This window comes from Streptomyces sp. NPDC005494 (assembly GCF_042872025.1).
In the GTDB taxonomy this organism is placed as follows: Bacteria; Actinomycetota; Actinomycetes; order Streptomycetales; family Streptomycetaceae; genus Streptomyces.
In genome coordinates, this window is sequence record NZ_JBIAJR010000003.1 from 666,570 (window position 1) to 685,412 (window position 18,843).

At 72.7% G+C, this 18,843-nt stretch carries 18 protein-coding genes; 11 read left to right on the forward strand and 7 right to left on the reverse strand.

The features are described from left to right. The first annotated feature begins 66 nt into the window (after nucleotides 1–66). Complete coding sequence (locus ACFYQ6_RS12975; RefSeq protein ID WP_388762871.1) at nucleotides 67–2,388, forward strand: protein kinase; 2,322 nt, start codon at nucleotides 67–69, stop codon at nucleotides 2,386–2,388. After that, entirely contained in the window at nucleotides 2,385–4,610 is a 2,226-nt protein-coding gene (locus ACFYQ6_RS12980; protein WP_361573788.1) for a protein kinase, read from the forward strand. Before ACFYQ6_RS12975 ends, ACFYQ6_RS12980 begins: the two co-directional genes overlap by 4 nt. A gap of 36 nt (nucleotides 4,611–4,646) precedes the next feature. Here the strand turns inward: ACFYQ6_RS12980 and ACFYQ6_RS12985 are convergent, their stop codons facing one another. Further along, nucleotides 4,647–5,276: a PepSY domain-containing protein gene (locus tag ACFYQ6_RS12985; protein WP_388762873.1), complete on the reverse strand. Its 630-nt coding sequence runs from the start codon at nucleotides 5,274–5,276 to the stop codon at nucleotides 4,647–4,649. Nucleotides 5,277–5,394: 118 nt separating this feature from the next. Here ACFYQ6_RS12985 and ACFYQ6_RS12990 point away from each other — a divergent pair, with 118 nt between their 5' ends. Together ACFYQ6_RS12990 and ACFYQ6_RS12995 are read left to right on the forward strand one after the other, a co-directional pair. Further along, a complete protein-coding gene (locus tag ACFYQ6_RS12990; RefSeq protein WP_361573792.1) occupies nucleotides 5,395–6,054 on the forward strand; it encodes a response regulator transcription factor in 660 nt (219 codons plus the stop codon). Then, nucleotides 6,051–7,487 carry a HAMP domain-containing sensor histidine kinase gene (locus ACFYQ6_RS12995; protein ID WP_361573794.1) on the forward strand — a complete coding sequence of 479 codons (1,437 nt, stop codon included), beginning with the start codon at nucleotides 6,051–6,053 and terminating at the stop codon, nucleotides 7,485–7,487. Before ACFYQ6_RS12990 ends, ACFYQ6_RS12995 begins: the two co-directional genes overlap by 4 nt. 134 nt (nucleotides 7,488–7,621) lie before the next feature. On the opposite strand, the gene ACFYQ6_RS13000 is transcribed toward ACFYQ6_RS12995, so the two are convergent. The 4 genes from ACFYQ6_RS13000 to ACFYQ6_RS13015 form a co-directional block, all read right to left on the reverse strand. Beyond that, a complete protein-coding gene (locus ACFYQ6_RS13000) occupies nucleotides 7,622–8,098 on the reverse strand; it encodes a MarR family transcriptional regulator (RefSeq protein WP_356738380.1) in 477 nt (158 codons plus the stop codon). 96 nt (nucleotides 8,099–8,194) lie between these two features. Beyond that, nucleotides 8,195–8,971, reverse strand: coding sequence for an AIM24 family protein (locus ACFYQ6_RS13005; protein WP_388762876.1), 777 nt, complete (start codon nucleotides 8,969–8,971; stop codon nucleotides 8,195–8,197). Beyond that, nucleotides 8,968–9,618: an AIM24 family protein gene (locus ACFYQ6_RS13010; protein WP_361573798.1), complete on the reverse strand. Its 651-nt coding sequence runs from the start codon at nucleotides 9,616–9,618 to the stop codon at nucleotides 8,968–8,970. Before ACFYQ6_RS13010 ends, ACFYQ6_RS13005 begins: the two co-directional genes overlap by 4 nt. Further along, entirely contained in the window at nucleotides 9,618–10,250 is a 633-nt protein-coding gene (locus ACFYQ6_RS13015; protein ID WP_356738783.1) for an AIM24 family protein, read from the reverse strand. Before ACFYQ6_RS13015 ends, ACFYQ6_RS13010 begins: the two co-directional genes overlap by 1 nt. Before the next feature lie 210 nt (nucleotides 10,251–10,460). Here ACFYQ6_RS13015 and ACFYQ6_RS13020 point away from each other — a divergent pair, with 210 nt between their 5' ends. The 3 genes from ACFYQ6_RS13020 to ACFYQ6_RS13030 all read left to right on the forward strand — a co-directional run bounded on the left by ACFYQ6_RS13020 (nucleotide 10,461) and on the right by ACFYQ6_RS13030 (nucleotide 12,806). Further along, nucleotides 10,461–10,811, forward strand: a complete 351-nt coding sequence (locus tag ACFYQ6_RS13020) for a DUF3817 domain-containing protein (protein ID WP_145803080.1) — start codon at nucleotides 10,461–10,463, stop codon at nucleotides 10,809–10,811. After that, entirely contained in the window at nucleotides 10,808–11,101 is a 294-nt protein-coding gene (locus tag ACFYQ6_RS13025; RefSeq protein ID WP_145803078.1) for an MTH1187 family thiamine-binding protein, read from the forward strand. Before ACFYQ6_RS13020 ends, ACFYQ6_RS13025 begins: the two co-directional genes overlap by 4 nt. Nucleotides 11,102–11,426: 325 nt before the next feature. Then, the gene (locus ACFYQ6_RS13030; protein WP_388762879.1) at nucleotides 11,427–12,806 is read left to right on the forward strand and encodes a glycosyl transferase; all 1,380 of its coding nucleotides are present in this window, start codon (nucleotides 11,427–11,429) and stop codon (nucleotides 12,804–12,806) included. A gap of 16 nt (nucleotides 12,807–12,822) precedes the next feature. Here the strand turns inward: ACFYQ6_RS13030 and ACFYQ6_RS13035 are convergent, their stop codons facing one another. Then, the gene (locus ACFYQ6_RS13035; RefSeq protein ID WP_388762880.1) at nucleotides 12,823–13,809 is read right to left on the reverse strand and encodes a DUF5937 family protein; all 987 of its coding nucleotides are present in this window, start codon (nucleotides 13,807–13,809) and stop codon (nucleotides 12,823–12,825) included. A gap of 70 nt (nucleotides 13,810–13,879) precedes the next feature. Between ACFYQ6_RS13035 and ACFYQ6_RS13040 the strand changes: the two genes are divergently transcribed. The 4 genes from ACFYQ6_RS13040 (at nucleotide 13,880) to ACFYQ6_RS13055 (ending at nucleotide 18,037) form a co-directional block, all read left to right on the forward strand. Then, on the forward strand, nucleotides 13,880–15,232 hold the full coding sequence (locus ACFYQ6_RS13040) for an MFS transporter (protein ID WP_388762881.1): 1,353 nt from the start codon (nucleotides 13,880–13,882) through the stop codon (nucleotides 15,230–15,232). 31 nt (nucleotides 15,233–15,263) lie between these two features. Beyond that, the gene (locus tag ACFYQ6_RS13045; protein ID WP_361573808.1) at nucleotides 15,264–15,776 is read left to right on the forward strand and encodes a MarR family transcriptional regulator; all 513 of its coding nucleotides are present in this window, start codon (nucleotides 15,264–15,266) and stop codon (nucleotides 15,774–15,776) included. Between the two features lie 77 nt (nucleotides 15,777–15,853). Next, nucleotides 15,854–16,186: a DUF3817 domain-containing protein gene (locus ACFYQ6_RS13050; RefSeq protein WP_361573810.1), complete on the forward strand. Its 333-nt coding sequence runs from the start codon at nucleotides 15,854–15,856 to the stop codon at nucleotides 16,184–16,186. Between the two features lie 150 nt (nucleotides 16,187–16,336). After that, entirely contained in the window at nucleotides 16,337–18,037 is a 1,701-nt protein-coding gene (locus ACFYQ6_RS13055; RefSeq protein ID WP_361573812.1) for a methylmalonyl-CoA mutase family protein, read from the forward strand. Nucleotides 18,038–18,049: 12 nt separating this feature from the next. On the opposite strand, the gene ACFYQ6_RS13060 is transcribed toward ACFYQ6_RS13055, so the two are convergent. Continuing rightward, entirely contained in the window at nucleotides 18,050–18,685 is a 636-nt protein-coding gene (locus ACFYQ6_RS13060) for a TetR/AcrR family transcriptional regulator (RefSeq protein ID WP_361573814.1), read from the reverse strand. Nucleotides 18,686–18,843 lie beyond the last annotated feature (158 nt).

The window sequence follows — 18,843 nt, forward strand, 5'->3', positions numbered from 1 at the left end:
GCGTGAAAGTATTCCGCGCGTGGAACGCGTGCGGTGCGCGTTCCTGCCATGCACTCGGGGGGACGCATGCTGGAGCCGTTGCGCGAGGACTCACCGAGACGGATCGGGCCGTACGCCGTCCTGGCCAGGCTCGGCGCGGGCGGCATGGGGGAGGTCTTCCTCGGGAAGCGCGACGGTGGCGGTGGCGCCACCGGAGACGGCGCGGCGCCGGTCGCCGTCAAGACCGTCCGCCGTGACGTCGCCCAGGACCCCGGCTTCAGACAGCGCTTCCGCCGCGAGATCGAGGTCGCCCGCTCGGTCACCGGCCCCGCCCTGGCCCCCGTCCTCGACGGCGACGCGGGCACGGAGGTGCCCTGGCTGGCCACCGCCTATGTCGCGGGCCCCACGCTCTCGGCCGCCGTACGCCGTTCGGGTGCCCTGGACGAGGAAGAGGTCCGGAAGCTCGGGGCGGAGCTCGCCCGGGCCCTGGAGACCGTCCACGCCGCCGGTGTGGTGCACCGGGACGTCAAGCCCGGCAACGTCCTGCTCGCCGCCGACGGGCCCCGGCTGATCGACTTCGGGATCGCCCGTGGCGCGGGCGCCACCCCGCTCACGACCACCAGCCGCATGATCGGCAGCCCCGCCTTCATGTCCCCCGAGCACGTGGCGGGCAGCGGTCGCGTGGTGCCGGCGTCCGACGTCTTCTGCCTGGCGTCCGTCCTGTGCTTCGCGGCGACCGGCCGCGACCCGTTCGGCGACGGCCCGGTGGCCGCGGTGCTCTACCGGGTCAAGTACGTGGAGGCCGACCTCGACGGGGTGCCGGGCGCGCTGCGCGCGGTGCTCCAGGACTGCCTCGTGGCCGACCCCGCCGCCCGGCCCACCCCCGCGGAACTCGCCGCCCGCCTCGCGCCGGAGGGTTCCGTGCGCTGGCCGGAGCCGGTCGCGGCCCACATCGCCGAGTACGAGCGGGAGCTGGCCTCCGTACGGTCGCTCGGCGGGCCGCTGCTGCCGGGTTACACCCCGACCGAGGCGGCGACCGGCAGCCGGGCGACGGTGGACCAACTGCCCACCCAGGGGCCCGGACTGCCGCCCGCCGACGCCCCCGCCCGCCCTGCGCGCCGCCGTCGCCTGCTCGGTGCGGCCCTCGCTGTGACCGTCCTGGCGGGGGCGGCCGCGGGAGGTCTGCTCGCGCTGCGGGACGACGACGGGGGCGGGGGCGCCGAGGACGGGAACAGTGCCGCGCCGTCCGCTCCCGCCGGCTGGAAGGCATGGCACGCGACCTTCGAAGGAACCCCGCTCGGCTGCGACGCCGGCCAGGAGGTGGTGGCCTGCCGCATGGCGGACGGCTCGTACGAGGCGCTCTCCGCGTCCGACGGCAAGAGCCTCTGGACGTACGCGGCTGTCGAGGAACAGGGTGGCGGGGACGCCCGGATCAGCCCCACCGGGCAGTTCTTCATGCCCGGGGGATCCACCCGGCCCGTGGTGGACGCGGACTCGGTGTACTTCGCCACTGGCAACCGCCTCCTCGCGGTCGACGCGAAGACCGGAACCTCCCGCTGGGAGGCCAGGTCCGGCGGGGCCCACATGGAGTGGAGCTCACCGCGCGTGGCCGACGGCATGGTTTTCGCGGACATCGGTGACCTGCCCGACGGATCCGAGATCGCCGCCTTCGATGTGCGTGACGGCACGGAGAAGTGGCGGAAGCCGCTCGTCGGGCAGGACCTCGCCCAGGCCGAGCGCGGGGACTTCTGGCCGCTGGGCGCCCAGGACGGGGTGCTGTACGTCAGCAACGAGAAGGGCCTGCAGGCTTTCGGCACCGATGACGGTGCGAAGCGGGACACCGGCTGCCCGAAGAAGACGCCGTCCGACTTCGCCGTCCTCTGCCCGGAGAACCAGGACGGCGGCGAGGAGGCCCCGCCCGCCGGGATCGGCGCGTACGCGGCCGTGGTGGCGCAGACCGACCGGGTGACCGTCTACCGGACGGGTGCGACGGCGCCGGCGGGCGAGGAGGAGGCCGCGGAGGACAGCGAGGAACCGGAGGTCGTCCTGGTCGGGCGGGCCGACGGCAAGATCCTGGGCCGCTACGGTCTGGGCAAGGACGCGGAGGCACGCAGGAAGAACCCCGCCTCCGCCCCGGAACTCGTCGACGGCACGCTCGTCTGGGCGGACACCAGCGCACTCCACAGCATCGCGCTCGGCGACGGGGGGACCCCGGGGCCGCTGAGGCGGACCCCGATCGAGGACGTACCGGTACCCGAGATCGAGGATCCGTACGACCCCGCCTACGGCATCGCGCTGGGCAAGGAGAACCGGCCGCCCGAGATCTTCCCGGTGGGCCGGGTCGTGCACATCGTCTACCGGCACGGCATCGCCGTCTCCGTCGCGATCCCCGGCCCGGACGCCTCATGATCGGCCCCCTGCCGCCCGGCAGCCGTACCCGCGTCGGTCCCTACAGGCTCCTGGGGCTCCTCGGCGCGGGCGGTATGGGCGAGGTGTACCTGGCGCGGGAGGAGGGAGTCACGCCGGTTCCCGGCGCACCGCTCGCCGGGCTGGTCGCGCTGAAGACCGTGCTCCCCGGGCTCGACCTCGACGACGGATTCCGGATCCGCTTCCGCCGGGAGATCGCGGCGGCCGGTGCGGTGCGCAGCCCCCGTACGGCCGCGCTCGTCGCGGGGGACGCCACCGGTGCGACGCCCTGGCTCGCCACGGAGTACGTCCCGGGCCCGTCGCTCGCCGAGGCGGTCACCCGCACCGGCCCGCTGCCCGAGGCCGTGGTCCGGGCGGCCGGCTCGCACCTCGCCCTGGCACTCGCCGACATGCACGCCGTCCGGGTGCTCCACCGCGATCTGAAGCCCGGCAACGTCCTGCTGGGCGCGGACGGGCCCAAGGTGATCGACTTCGGGATCGCCCAGGCCTTCGAGGCGACCCAGCTGACCCGGACCGGCGTGGTGGTCGGCAGCCCCGGCTACATCTCGCCCGAGCACGTCAACGGCTCACGTGCCCTCGTGCCGGCCTCGGACGTGTTCTGCCTCGGAGCGGTGCTCGCCTTCGCCGCGTGCGGACGCGGTCCGTTCGACGACCCGGACATGGCCGCGGTCATCTTCCGCATCGCGCACGGCGAGCCGGAACTCGACCGCGTCCCGGCCGGGCTGCGTGCGGTGGTCGAACGCTGCCTGGCCCCCCGCCCCGAGGACCGGCCCACCCCGCACGAGCTTGCCGGTCTGCTCCTGCCGGGTGGTGTGCCCGGCCCCTTCCCGTGGCACGACGCGCTCCGGGAGCAGTTCGCGGCCCACACCGAACAGGCCCTGCGCTGCGCGGAATCGGTGCGGGCGGCTCCGCCGAGGCCCTCCGTACCGCCGCAGGCCCCGCCCGCGCGCTCCCGGCGACGGGGGCCGCTGGTCGCCCTGGCCGCGATCGCGGTGGCCGGCGCAGTGCTGGGGGCCGTGTACCTGCCCGGTCTGCTCGACGGCGGCGGTGGTGAGGGCCCGGCCGCGGGACGGCCCGGTGCGTCGGCGTCGGCGTCCGCGCCGGGGACCTCCTCCGGTCCCACGGTCGTGCCCGGTGCGGATGCCGGCCGCACCGACGACTTCGGGTCCGGCGACCGGAAGCTTGCCGCGCGGCCGGCCGGATGGAAGCCCTGGAAGTCCGAGGAGGGCGTCGGCGAACACGGCTGCCTGCTGTCGGCCGGCACCCTCGTCTGCTCGGGTGAGCACGGCGTCACCGCCCTGGACGCGGCGGCCGGCCGCGAGCGCTGGAACCTCCCGGAGAAGGCCGGGGCCGGGGACGGGACGGCCGGCCGGTCCGTCGTCGCGGTGGAGGGCGGCACGGTCTACGCCTTCGTACAGGACGAGTTGGTCGGGCTGCGCCTCACCGACGGCAAGCGGGTGTGGCGGCAGCCCCTGCCGAAGGGGCGCCTCGGGATGGGCGCGGTGTACGCGGACGGGGTGATCTACTACGTCGCCCAGGTGAAGGGCGGCTCGGCCGGCACCCTGGTCGCCCAGCAGATCACCGGCGGGAAGAAGCCGCAGAAGTGGGACGTGGACTACGACGAGTTCGAGTTCACGCTCCTCGCCGGTGACGGCCGGGTGGTGGCCGTGGGAAGCGACGTCCGGGTCTTCGACGCCGGGACGGGCGAGCGGCTGCCGGGCGACGGAGAGGCGGACGCCCGGTGCGGCCACCCCGTGCTCAGGGAACGGGAGCTGATCTGTGTCGACGGGGACAGCCTCACGGTGACGGACCTCTCCGCCCCGGCCAGGCGCCGGGTCCTGGCCGACGGGATGGAGGGTGCGATGAAGCCGGCCGTGACGGCGGACGGCACGGTCGTGGTCTCCGTACCCGGCGAGGTGCGCGCCTTCAGGCTCCGCGACGGACGGCAACTCTGGTACCACGTCGACACCCTCCTGGACGAGGAGGCCGGGAACGTCTCGATCGCAGGCGATCACGCCCTCGTCCACGCGGACGACACGGTGGACGCCTTCGAGCTGGACCGCACGGGCGAGAACCCTTCCGACGCGGGCAAGATCTTCGATCTGCCCCTGCGAGGAACCCTGCCCTCCCTGATCGCGGTCAGCGACGCCCTGTTCCTCTCCTCACCCGACGACGGCACGGTCCTGTCCGGCTTCGCCCCGTGAGGCGCGGCCGGCCAGGACCGCCGGTCCGGGGACGGATCAGTCGTCGTCGTGGTTGTCGTCGCTGTCGTCGTCCTGGTCCACGGTGACCTTGCCGGTCTTCGCGTCCACGCGCAGCTCGTGCTCCTTGCCGTCCTTGCCCGCGACGTCGACGTCCCAGCGCAGCGCACCGCGCCCGGCGTCGTCATCGTCTTCGTCCAGGTCCACCGACGTCACCTTGCCGGGCTGCTCGGTGAGCGCCGCCTTCACCGCCGCGTCCAGGGAGACGTCCGCCGAGCGGGGCGCGTGCCGGTCGCGGTCGTCGTTGTCGTCGTCCTCGCGGTCGGACAGCACCTTGCCGTTCGCGGCGTCCACCGTGACGTCGTGCCAGACCTTGTCGGAGCCGTACACGTCGAGCTCCCAGACGGTACGGCCGCTGTCGTCGTCATCGTCCCGCTCGGCCTCGGTGACCGTGCCGGGGACGGCCTTCAGCGCGGCGGTGACGGCCTCGTCGATCCCGGTGCTCCCTGCCTTCCCGGCGGGTGCGGAGTCGTCGTCCGCGCGGGCCGGGGCCGCCGTCCGGTCGTCCTTCACGCCGTTGTCGGAGTCCGCGAACGCGGCGGTCGTGACGAGCCCGCCGCCGACGAGTACGGCGGCGGTGAGGGTGGCGATGGCGATGTTGCGCTTCATGGGTGTTCCTCCCCGATGGGATGTGCGGTGCGACGGGAACCACACTGGCCCGGCGATGCTGAACGCAGGCTGAAGCCACCTGAAGCCTTCTTCAGGTCCGGTGCGGGAAGCTGTCCCCATGCGCCTGTTGATCGTGGAGGACGAGAAGCGTCTGGCGACGTCCCTGGCACGAGGACTCACCGCCGAGGGCTTCGCCGTGGACGTCGTGCACGACGGCTTGGAGGGACTCCACCTCGCCGGCCAGGGCGTGCACGACCTGGTGGTGCTCGACATCATGCTGCCCGGGATGAACGGCTACCGGATCTGCGCCGCCCTGCGCGCCGCCGGGCACGAGATGCCGATCCTGATGCTGACGGCGAAGGACGGGGAGTACGACGAGGCCGAGGGGCTCGACACCGGCGCCGACGACTATCTGACCAAGCCGTTCTCGTACGTCGTGCTCGTCGCCCGGATCAGGGCGCTGCTGCGCCGGCGCGGCGGTTCCGCCTCGCCCGTGCTCAGCGCCGGCACGCTGCGGATGGACACCTCCGCCCGGCGGGTCCACCTGGGCGACGACGAGATCGCGCTCACCGCCAAGGAGTTCGCCGTCCTGGAACAGCTCGTGACGCGGGCCGGGGAGGTGGTCAGCAAGGCGGACATCCTCGAGCACGTCTGGGACTTCGCGTACGAGGGGGACCCGAACATCGTCGAGGTCTACATCAGCACCCTGCGGCGCAAGCTGGGCGCCGCCTCGATCCGTACGGTGCGGGGCGCGGGCTACCGGCTGGAGGCACCGTGAGGTCCGTACGCGCCAGGGCCGCGCTGGGCGCCACCCTGGTCGTCGCCGTCGCCCTGGTCGCCGCGGGGCTCGCCGTGCTGACGGTGCTGCGGGGCAATCTGACCGAACGGGCGGGCCTGGAGGCGGAGGTGGCCGCGCGCGAGGTCGCCGGGCAGATCGCCCTGGGGGTGCCCTACACGGATCTGGAACTGGACGACGAGGAGACCCATCCCGTCCAGGTGACCGACGAGGCCGGGCGCGTGGTGGCCGTCTCCAAGGATCTGGAGGCCGTCTCGGGTACGGGGACGGACGAGGTCGCGCCGACGTCGTCGGCACCGGCGCGGGATGACGACGACGCAGACGATGACGACGACCCCGCCCGCAGCGAGGTCTCCTCCGGGACACCCGACTTCGTCAACGGCGCCGCCACCGTCGACGGGGAGAGCGCGGACTACCGCTTCGCCGCCGTCGAGGTCACCACCGACCGCGACGTCACCCTGACCGTCCACGCGGGTGCCCCGCTCGCGGCCGAGCAGGAGGCCGTGGACACCGTACGCAACGCCATGCTGACCGGGCTGCCGCTGATGCTGCTCGTCGTAGCCGTGGTGACCTGGATGGTCACCCGGCGGGCGCTGCGCCCGGTGGAGGGCATCCGGCGGGAGCTGGCCGCGATCACCGCGTCCGAGGACCTCGGCCGCCGGGTCCCCGAACCGGGCTCGCGTGACGAGATCGCCCGGCTGGCCCGGACGACCAACGAGACACTGGCGGTGCTGGAGGCGTCCGTGGACCGGCAGCGGCGCTTCGTCGCCGACGCCTCGCACGAACTGCGCAGCCCCATCGCCTCGTTGAGGACCCAGCTGGAGGTCGGGGAGGCCCATCCCGAGCTGCTGGACGTGCCCGGCGCGGTCGCCGACACCGTACGGCTCCAGGTGCTGGCCGCCGATCTGCTGCTGCTCGCCCGGCTGGACGCGGGGGAGCGGCCGGCGAACGCGGTGGTCGACCTCGGGGCGCTGGTGCGCGAGGAGGTCTCCCAGCGTCCGGCGGACCGGCTTCCGCCCGAGGTGTCTGTCGCGGACCCAGGGTCGTACGACGTCGTCGGTTCCCGTGGGCAGCTGGCCCGGGTCGTGGGCAATCTCCTGGACAACGCCCAGCGTCACGCGGAGAGTTCGGTCGCCGTCACGGTGAGGCCGGACGGCGGCGAAGTGCTGGTGGAGGTCACCGACGACGGTGCCGGGGTGGCGCCGGCCGAGCAGGACCGCATCTTCGAACGCTTCGTACGGCTGGACGACGCGCGCAGCCGTGACGACGGCGGAGCCGGCCTCGGCCTGGCCATCGCCCGGGACGTGGCCACCCGCCACGGCGGCACGCTCACGGTGAGCACGGCACCCGGCGGCGGGGCGAGATTCACCCTGCGGCTCCCGGTGGCGCCCGTCGCCCGGCCCGAGCCGGGCTGAGACGCCGAGCGGTGGTGGTGCCTGCCCCGGGGCGGGCCCTGAGCAGAGCAGGCGCCGGGGCGAGGCCCTGAGCAGGGCAGGCGCCGGGGCGAGGCCCTGAGCTGGGCAGGCGCCGGGGCGAGGCCCGAGCCCCGTTACGGCTTGCCGCGCCGCCCGTGCAGGTGGTCCGCGATCGGGGTCAGTGCCGAGTGCAGTGCGGTGAGCTGCTCGGGGGAGAGCAGGTCCATGAAGTGCCTGCGCACCGACTCGACATGGTGCGGCGCGACCTTGCGCATCGTCTCCGAGCCCAGGTCGGTGAGGACGGCGAACAGCCCGCGCCGGTCGGACTCGCAGTGCTCGCGCCGCACCAGCTGGGCGTTCTCCATGCGGGTGATCTGGTGCGAGAGCCTGCTCTTGGACTGCAGGGTGGCAGCGGCGAGATCGCTCATCCGCATCCGCTGGTCCTCGGACTCGGAGAGATTGACCAGGATCTCGTAGTCGTTCATGGTCAGGCCGAACGGCTGGAGGTCCTTCTCCAGCTGATGCGTCAGCAGCCTGCTGACGTCCAGGTGCGTGCGCCAGGCGCACTGCTCCGCATCGGTAAGCCAGCGGGTGGCCGTCTCGGTCTCCATGTATGGATTCTACCTAAGAAGTTGAAAGACGGACGAAGTGGGGGCGTGTGACGCCGCGCACGTGAGGGCAGGGCGTCACACTCCGCAGACTACCGTTCACAATCCGAAGCGCCGCTGGAGGTCCCCCAGCTGACCGGGCATGCGGGGTGCGGAGCCGTGTTGACCCCCTGCCCCGGGGCCGCCGCCGGGCACACCCGGCTGGTGCGGCACCGCGCCCGTCGCCTGCTCGGGCATCAGCACCTCGGTCGACTGGAGCAGCACCGTGCCGGCCCCGACGAACTCGAACTGGTGCTCCTCGCCCGACGTGCCGCCGATCCCCGTCAGCGAGCGCAGCCCGCCCATGACGCCCTTCATGTAGCCGTGGTCGTAGTGGTGGCACGGCGAGGGGCAGTCCGCCCAGCCCACGAGCGCCTGCGGGTCCACACGCAGCGGCGGCTCCATGAAGACGACGGGGCCGTTGGACGCGGCGACGAACTTCCCCGTACCGATCAGGGTCAGGAAGCCCGGCACGATGGACTGCTTCAGCGCCAGCGTCGGCTGGTACGCCAGCAGGTTGCCGGACCGGATCGTGAGGTTGCCCTCCTCCAGGTCGAAGGAGTTCACGTCGAAGGCCCGGTCGGCGAGCAGCATCTTCCCGCTGCCCTCGGCGACCACCCAGTCGCTCGCGTGCAGCGGCGAGTGGAAGCTCGTACGGATCAGCCGCTCGAACCGGCCGTGCCCGATGCCGTTGAAGTCGATCTGCCCGTAATAGGCGATCATCTTGCCCTTCTGCAGGAACCACTGGCTCCCCTTGAGCTCCACGCAGAAGGTGTACGCGTTGACGTTGTCGTCCGACGGCAGCGTCATCGGGTCGAAAATCACCGGCGTGCTCACAGCTTCTCCTCCGACGCCTGGACGTACACCGCTCCGTTGCCCTCGAGCTCCAGCTGGAACGCCTCGCCCGAGCCGCGCCCCACCATGTCGCGCCAGCCCAGTGCGGTGGACAGCTTGTTGGTCACGTCCCCGTGGTGGGCGACGTACGCCTGCGGGTCCACGTGGACCGGGCGGCCCGGGGTGATCGGCAGCTCGATCACCCCCCCGTGCGCCATCACGGCGACCGCGCCGTGGCCCTTGAGCGTCGTGGTGAACAGGCCCTGCCCGGTCACCTGGCCGCGCACCATGCCCATCACCCCGCCCTGCGAGCCCATGAACATCGTGCCCTGCTGGAGCGTCCCGTCGAAGGCGAGCAGCCGGTCGGCCTCCACGTAGAGGGTGTCGCCGGCCAGGCCGATCACCTGGATGTGGTGGCCGCCGTGACCGAACATCACGGTGCCGCTGCCCTCGACCGTCATCAGGGGGGTCGCCTCGTTGGCCACCCGCCTGCCGATCATCGACGCCAGGCCGCCCTGGCCGCCCTGGATGTTCGGGGTGAACGAGACGTCGCCGCGGTAGGCGAGCATCGCGCCGCGCTGGCTGTACATCTTCTGGCCGGGCACCACCTGGGCCTCGACCATCTTCGAGTTGATCTCACGGAACGGCATCAGACATCGCCCCCGACGGTGTTCCGCTCGCTGGGCTGCACATAGACGAGTCCGTCACCCTCGAAGCGGATCTGGAAGGACTCGCCCGAGCCCTCGCCCATGAGCGTCCGGAAGTTCACCCCGGACTGGAAGTGCTGCTGGAGCCTGCCCTGGTGAGCTATGTACGCCCCGGGGTCGACGTTCAGCGGGTACTGGGGCGTCACCCGCAGCACCACCGCCGAGCCGTCCGACATGATCGCCGCCTGCCCGGTGCCCTCGACGGTCGTGGTGAACAGGCCGTTGCCGCTCGCCCCGCCGCGCAGGCCCGTGAAGCTGGTGCCGGTGCGCAGGGCGGCGTCGGTGGCCAGCAGGTTGCTCGCCTCGACGTACAGCGTCTCGCCGTGCAGCGAGACGAGGTTGATCTCGCTCGCACGGTCGGCGAAATAGCAGGTGCCCTGCCCCTTCACCTCCATCATCTCCATCTGCTCGCCGGTCAGCCGGCGGGTCACCATCCCGCGGAGGCCCTCACCGCCGCCGGACATCTTCTTGAACGCCATCCGGCCGTCGTACGCGACCATCGAGCCGTTCTTCGCCTTGACGGCGTCGCCTGTCAGGTCGACGGCCAGCGTCTTGCTGCCTTGGAGTCGGAACATCGCCACGGTGCGACGGTAGCCGCCCGGAAGTCCGGCGGACAGAGCCCGGTGACCGATACGCACCCCGAGACGACCCTGATATGCGCCGATACGTGCCGCACGGGCCGGACCCGGACCCCCCGGTCCCGGGGGCAGGGGGCGATGCCACAATGGCTGTGCTTGTGCGTGCGTTCACAAGCCGACACGCCCACTCCCACCGAAGGTGCCCTCGTGGACATCAAGACCGCTTCCGCCCTGCACCGGCTGCGCCTCATCTCGCTTCCCGAGGCGCTGTCCTTCCCGGCGCTGCTGATCTTCGGCTCGCTGCTCATGCGAATCTCGGACATCGACTTCCTGATGCCGCCCCTCGGCGCGCTGCACGGCCTCCTCTTCACGATCTACGTGGTGTTCCTCCTGGACGTGTGGGTCAAGGCGAAGTGGCCGCTCAAGCGCGTGGCCCTCTTCTTCCTCCTCGCGGTCGTCCCCTTCGGCGGGCTCTACGGCGAGAAGCTGCTCAAGAAGTACGAGGCCGACGGCGTCATCGCCGCCCGCGCCCGCGCCGAAGGCACGGTGAACGCATGATCGTCGCCTTCTCCGTCAGTCCGCTGGGCGTCGGTGAGGACGTCGGGGAGTACGTCGCCGACGCCGTCAGGGTCGTCCGCGAATCCGGGCTGCCCAACCGCACCGACGCGATGTTCACGTCGATCGAGGGCGAGTGGGACGAGGTCATGGACGTCGTCAAGCGCGCCGTGGCCGCCGTCGAGGCCCGCGCCGGCCGGGTCTCCCTGGTGCTGAAGGCCGACATCAGGCAGGGCGTCACCGACGGCCTGACCTCCAAGGTCGAGACGGTGGAACGCCACCTGGCGGGCTGACGCCCCTCCACATTGGGAACGCCCACCCGCGCCACCTGGCGGGCTGACGCTCCTCCAGAACCGGAACGCCCACCCGCGCGACCCGGCGTGTGACGGACGGCCGCGACCTCGCGCGGGACCGCACCCGCTGCCTCGCGCGGCCACGGACACCCGCGCCCCCGTGCACCGCGCGGGACTCCCCGCGACAGGACCCCCCGCGCCCCCGGCGCCGGGGGTCCTGTCGCGTTCGGGCGAAGAAATCCGCTCACTCGGACGTGCCGGGTCGACACCTCGCGCCGTCTCCCCTTCTGTGGGGATACCGGCATATCCGACCGTTGGAGGCGCGATGCCGTCGGAAAGACATGACCACGACCGCTGCGGGCGGCCCACCGGACCGCTCACCGAGCCGCCCGCGACCGGGTACCGCGTGAGCTACCGCGGCCACCGGCGCACCGGACGCTCGCGAATACGAGCCGTCCTCCTGCCGGCGCTCGCCCCCTCGCTCGCGGGGCTCCTGCTGCTCGTCGCGCTCCTGCCCGCCTACCGGGCCGGGCGTGCGAAGGGGCAGGGGTGGCTCGTCGTCGTGGACTCCCTGACCCTGGTGTGCCTCGGTCTGATCACGCTGTACGCCTCGGCCGTCGTCGTCCTGACCCTCCACGCCGTGGCGGTGGCCCGGGACCCGGTCCCGATGACGCCGGAGCCCGGCACCCGGATCGCCTTCCTCACCACGTACGTCCCGGGCCGCCGTCCGCTCTCCGCGGTGCGGACCGTCCTGGAGGGCGCCGTACGGATGCGGTGTCCCGGACCGCTGGACGTCTGGCTGCTGGACGAGGGCGACGACCCGGAGGCCAGGATGCTCTGCGCCGAACTGGGCGTGCACCACTTCACCCGGCTCGGGGTGCCCGAGTGGAACCGGGAGGAGGGGCCGCACCAAGCCGGGACGGAGCACGGCAACCACAACGCCTGGCTCGCCAAGCACGGTGACTCCTACGACCTGCTGGCCTCGGCGGACACCGCGCACGTGCCCCTGCCGGGCTTCCTGGAGCGGACGACGGGTTACTTCCGCGACCCGGACACCGCGTTCGCCGTCGGCGCGCGGCTCGACGGCGACAACGGCTTCGGCGCCCTGGTCCAGCGAGCGGGGAACCGCTACGGGGCGCCCCTCCTGGCCGGCGCCGGCAGTGTCGTCCGCATCGCCGCGCTGCGCGGGGCGGGCGGCTTCCGGGCCTCGCCCGCCGAGGACCTGGCCACCGGCTTCGAGATGCACCGCCGCCGCAACCCGCTGACGGGGCGCCACTGGCGCTCCGTCCGCACCCCGGACGTGCCGGCCGTGGGAACGGGGGCCACCCGGGACGGCCACTGCGGCCGCGGGCCCCGCCGCCCGTGGGCCAGGCTGTCCCGGCAGTACGGCACGGCGCTGTTCCGGCTGCCGCCCGGCCGGGTCATCGGCTACACACTGCTGCTCGTCCACCGGCCCGTGGCGGCCCTCGCCTGGCCGCTCGGCGTGCTGAGCTGCCTCGCGGCGGCCCTCCACCCCGTGCTCCTGCCCGGGGCGCTGCCCGCCCTGCTGGTCGCCCTCGTGCCGGCGGCGGTGCGCTCCCTGACCCTGCTGCGCGAGCGCGGTACGCGCGGCGGCGCCGGGGAGCGGGACCGGGCGGCGGGTCCGGTCCAGGAGGCGGAACCCGCGCTCGCCACGGCCGCGGGCGCCCCTGCCGGAGGAAGCTGAACGAGCACCCCGTCCCTCAGGTCTCCTGTGCCGCCAGCGCGATGCCGAGTGGCGTGCGCTCGTAGAGCACCTGGTGTCCGTACCTCCGTGAGGTGAGCAGCCCCGCCGCGCGCAGCACCGACAGATGCGCCGACACGGAGGACGGGGCGAGCGAGAGCAGGTGCGCCAGGGTGCTCGTCCCGGCCGGTTCGGCGAGGGCGCACAGCACGTCGGCGCGGACCCGCCCCAGCAGGCGGGCGAGGGCGTCCGGCGTACGGTCGGCGGCTCGCGCCCACATCCCACCGATGCCGCGCGCGGGGTAGATCACTGCGGGCTGCCAGGGAGGTTCGTAGCCGCCCACCACGTCCGGCCACACGAAGACGCTGGGCATCAGGACCAGTCCCTGCCCGCCCAGCACCCTGCTGTGGTCGCCCCGGGTGCCGGTCACGGTGAGCGTCGAGTCCGCCCAGCGCAGCCGCGGGCTGATCTCGCCGAGCAGGCGCTCGAAGCCCACCTCGGCCATGCGCCGCGAGTGGTACGCGATGTCGGCCTCCAGCAGCGCGCGCAGCCGGGGCCAGTGCGGCTCCACCATCACCTGCCAGGCCCGCTCCAGCAGATCCGCCAGCTCCTGGACCGCCCGCGCCGGGTCGGCCAGCAGGCGGCGGCCGACGGGGGAGTGTGTTCCGCCCGGTACGTCGGCGAGGGCGCGCGCCATGTCCTGGCGGGCGGTCGGCGGATCGGTCGCGCGCACCGCCGCGATCTCCTCGGCGAAGGTGGCGAGCGGTCCGAGCGGCGGCGGGCAGACGAAGTCCGGGTTGTGCCCGCCGTCCGGCATCAGGGCCCACAGGGGGGTGAGGTCCAGCCCCGCCGCGTCCTGCTCGATCCGCCGGAGCCAGGGCAGGTGGTAGCCGTGGCGGCCCGGGCGGTGCAGCGTCCGCACCGCCTCCTGTGTCTCCCAGAGCGGGGAGAGCGCGAAGCGGCAGCGGAGGAGATCGCTCTCGTCGAAGTGCAGATGCAGCGGCATGGAGGCACCCAACTTTCGGCGTCAGCCGAAAGTCTACGCCGGTGCGGGTCCGCGCCCCCAAGCTGCGTGCATGCCGAGCGACGACACCATCCCGGCGGGTACACCCCGCGACCTCCCGCCCGCCGTCGAGGCGCCGTCCCCGGCCCCGCCCCCGGAGCGCGCCTCCTCGGCCGACCCGGGCCCCGCTCCGGGGGCGGACCCCGGCCCCGGCGGCTACCGCGCCGTGTTCGCCGTACGGGAGTTCCGGCCGGTCTTCGCCGCGCACCTGCTCTCGCTCCTCGGCGTCGTCGTCAGCGAGCTGGCGCTCACCGTGCTGGTCTACGACCTCACCGGCTCACCCCTGCTGTCCGCCCTCACCTTCGCGCTGGGGTTCCTCCCGTACGTGGTCGGCGGCACGCTCTTCGCGGGGGTGGCCGACCGGTACCCCGCCCGCCGGGTCCTGGTCACCTGCGACCTGATCTGCGCCGGCTGCGTCGCCGTGATGGTGCTCCCCGGCACACCGGTCTGGGGGCTCCTGGCGCTGCGCTGCGTGGTGGCCGCGGTGGCGCCCGTCTTCACCGGCACGCGTACGGCCGCGCTCACCGACATCCTCGGGGAGGGCGACCTCTACGTCCTCGGGCGCTCGCTGCTGCGGCTCGTCTCGCAGAGCGCCCTGCTCGTCGGCTTCGGCGCCGGCGGCGTCCTGCTCGCGGCCCTGTCCCCGCGCGGGGCGATCACCGTCACCGTGCTCACCTTCCTCTGCTCCGCGGCGCTGCTGCGGCTGGGCACCCGGGACCGGCCCGCCCGTACGACCGGGGAGGGGAGCGGTCCGCTGCTCGCGGAGTCGCTCGCCGGGGCCCGCGCCGTCCTCGGCGACCGCAGGGTGCGGGGGCTGCTGCTCCTCTTCTGGGTGCCGGCCTTCTTCGTGGTGGCCCCGGAGGCCCTCGCCGCGCCGTACGCGGACGCGATCGGGGCGGGCCCCGCCGCCCTCGGACTGCTCATGGGGGCGATGGCCGTCGGGCACATCGGCGCGGAACTCTACGTGGGGACCGCGCTCGGCCCCCGGGCCCGTTCCCGGATCGTGCTGCCGGTGGCGGTCCTGGGACTGCTGCCCCTGGTGCTGTACGCCTTCCGCCCGGGCCTCGCCCTGTCCGTGGGTGCGCTCGTGCTGGCCGGGGCCGGGGCGGCGTACGTCATCGGGCTCGACCAGTGGTTCGTCGAGGCGGTGCCCGAGCCGCTGCGAGGCCGGGCCATGACCCTGCTCACCGCCGGGCTGATGACGGTCCAGGGGCTCGGCATGGCGCTGGCGGGGCTCGCGGCGGAGTTCTTCCCGGTGCACCAGGTGGTCGCGGTCTCGGGGGCGGCCGGTGGTGCCTGCACCCTCCTGCTCGCCCTGGAGGTCCGTAGAACACACGTCCGGTACCGAAGTGCGAGACAGGGCTGACCGCCATGTGACCAGTGGGTAAGGTCGTCCCGTGCCGAAGCCGCTCAGCCTCCCCTTCGATCCCATCGCCCGCGCCGAGGAACTCTGGCACCGGCGCTGGGGGCCGGTGCCCTCCATGGGGGCGATCACCTCGATCATGCGTGCGCAGCAGATCCTGCTCGCCGAGGTGGACGCGGTGGTCAAACCGTACGGGCTGACCTTCGCCCGCTACGAGGCGCTGGTCCTCCTCACCTTCTCGCAGGCCGGTGAGCTGCCGATGTCCAAGATCGGCGAGCGCCTCATGGTGCACCCCACCTCCGTGACGAACACGGTGGACCGGCTGGTGCGGTCGGGACTGGTCGCCAAGCGCCCCAACCCCAACGACGGACGCGGGACCCTGGCCTCCATCACGGACAAGGGCCGCGAGGTCGTCGAGGCGGCCAGCCAGGACCTCATGGCGATGGACTTCGGGCTCGGGGTGTACGACGAGGAGGAGTGCGCCGAGATCTTCGCGATGCTCCGGCCCTTGCGGGTGGCCGCTCAGGACTTCGAGGACAAGGGGTAGCGGGCGCCGGCGGACGCGGCCCCGCGACGGCCGGGGCGCTGCAAGATCGCCCCGGCCGTCCGGTTACGCTCGATGCCATGAAATCCAGCGTGCTGACCCGCTATCGGGTGATGGCCTATGTCACCGCCGTCATGTTGATGATCCTGTGCGTGTGCATGGTCTTCAAGTACGGATTCGACACCGGTGCGGGCCTGACCCTCGTGGTCTCGCAGCTCCACGGTGTCCTGTTCATCATCTACCTGATCTTCGCCTTCGACCTCGGCTCCAAGGCGAAGTGGCCGGTCGGCAAGCTGCTGTGGGTGCTCGTCTCCGGCACGATCCCGACCGCCGCGTTCTTCGTCGAGCGCAAGGTGGTCCGTGAGGTCCAGCCGCTGATCACCGACGGCTCGCCCCAGGCCGTCAAGGTCTGATCCACGCCTTCCGGCACCTCTCGTCCGGATCGGGCCGGTCTCGCGAGTCCTGACCCGGCCTGATCCGAACGGGAGACCCTGACCGCCCCGCGCGATGCGCCGGGCGGTTTGCCATCGACATTTACTAGGACGTCCTAGTAAATTTGATCCATGGACGCTCATGCGATCGAGGAAGGCCGCCGCCGCTGGCAGGCCCGTTACGACAAGGCCCGCAAGCGTGACGCGGACTTCACCACGCTCTCCGGGGACCCGGTGGAGCCCGTGTACGGGCCCCGCCCCGGTGACACGTACGAGGGCTTCGAACGGATCGGCTGGCCCGGCGAGTACCCCTTCACCCGGGGACTCCACCCCACCGGCTACCGGGGCCGCACCTGGACCATCCGCCAGTTCGCCGGCTTCGGCAACGCCGAGCAGACCAACGAGCGGTACAAGACCATCCTGGCCAACGGCGGCGGCGGGCTCAGTGTCGCCTTCGACATGCCGACGCTGATGGGACGCGACTCCGACGACGCCCGCGCTCTCGGCGAGGTCGGCCACTGCGGGGTGGCCATCGACTCCGCGGCCGACATGGAGGTCCTCTTCCGGGACATCCCGCTCGGCGACGTCACCACCTCGATGACGATCAGCGGCCCCGCCGTCCCCGTCTTCTGCATGTACCTGGTCGCCGCCGAGCGTCAGGGCGTCGATCCCGCCGTGCTGAACGGCACGCTCCAGACCGACATCTTCAAGGAGTACATCGCGCAGAAGGAGTGGCTCTTCCAGCCCGAGCCCCATCTGCGCCTCATCGGCGACCTGATGGAGCACTGCGCCCGCGACATCCCGGCCTACAAGCCGCTCTCGGTCTCCGGCTACCACATCCGCGAGGCGGGGGCCACGGCCGCGCAGGAGCTCGCCTACACCCTCGCCGACGGCTTCGGCTACGTGGAGCTCGGTCTCTCCCGGGGCCTGGACGTCGACACGTTCGCACCCGGGCTCTCCTTCTTCTTCGACGCGCACCTCGACTTCTTCGAGGAGATCGCCAAGTTCCGCGCGGCACGGCGCATCTGGGCCCGCTGGATGAAGGAGACCTACGGCGCGAAGACCGACAAGGCGCAGTGGCTCCGCTTCCACACCCAGACCGCCGGCGTCTCGCTCACCGCCCAGCAGCCGTACAACAACGTCGTGCGCACCGCGGTGGAGGCGCTGTCCGCCGTACTCGGCGGGACCAACTCCCTGCACACCAACGCCCTCGACGAGACGCTCGCCCTCCCGTCCGAGCAGGCCGCCGAGATCGCGCTGCGCACCCAGCAGGTCCTCATGGAGGAGACCGGCGTCGCCAACGTCGCCGACCCGCTGGGCGGTTCGTGGTACGTCGAGCAGCTCACCGACCGCATCGAGGCCGACGCCGAGAAGATCTTCGAGCAGATCAAGGAGCGCGGCACCCGGGCCCACCCGGACGGCACGCACCCCATCGGGCCGATGACCTCGGGCATCCTGCGCGGCATCGAGGACGGCTGGTTCACGGGCGAGATCGCCGAGTCCGCCTTCCGATACCAGCAGGCGCTGGAGAAGGGCGAGAAGCGGGTCGTCGGCGTCAACGTCCACCACGGCTCCGTCACCGGGGACCTGGAGATCCTGCGGGTCAGCCACGAGGTCGAGCGTGAGCAGGTGCGCGAGCTCGCCGCGCGCAAGGAGGGCCGCGACGACGCCCGGGTGCGGGGCGCGCTCGACGCGATGCTGGCCGCGGCGCGGGACGGGTCGAACATGATCGCGCCGATGCTGGACGCCGTACGGGCCGAGGCGACCCTCGGCGAGATCTGCGGTGTCCTGCGGGACGAGTGGGGCGTCTACACGGAGCCGCCCGGCTTCTGACGCCGCCGGCGGTCAGTCCTCCCGCGAGGACTCCGCTCCCAGTCCCGAGAGCAGCAGCAGGGTGAAGCGCCGGGCCCAGTCGGCATCGACGGGCTCGGCGCTCACCAGTGCGCGGTGGACCACGGCTCCGGCTATCACGTCGAAGATCAGGTCGACGGTGCGGGCGGCCACTCCGGGGTCAGGCTCGACGGGGAGTTCCCCGCGCTCCTGGGCCCGCCGGCGGCCCAGCAGGACGAGATGCTTCTGCCGGGCCACGATCGAATTCCGTATCCGGTCCCGCAGCGCCTCGTCGCGGGTGGACTCCGCGACGACGGCCATCAGCGCCGTCTTGGTCTCCGGCCGCTCCAGCAGCGCGGCGAACTGCAGCACCACGGCCTCCACATCGGCCGCCAGGCTGCCCAGGTCCGGCAGTTCCAGCTCGTCGAAGAGCACGGCGACCGCGTCGACGACCAGCTCGTTCTTGCCGGCCCAGCGGCGGTAGAGCGTCGTCTTGGCGACCCCCGCCCGCGTGGCGACGTCCCCCATGGTCAGCTTCGACCAGCCCAGATCGACCAGCGACGCACGGGTCGCCTCCAGGATCGCGGCGTCGGCCTCGGCACTGCGGGGACGTCCGGACCGGGCTGGTTCGGTGGGACTGCGGCTCAGCATGCGGTGACCATACCGGCCGGTAAGTACCGCTGACCGGGCCTGGAGCCCGTGAGACAGATCACCGCGCGCTCTTGCACTGCGGGGGGTGTGGCCAGTTACGCTACGACCCGTAGCGTAAGAAGCGACGGTCCGCCGTCGTGACGCCACGAACGATCGAC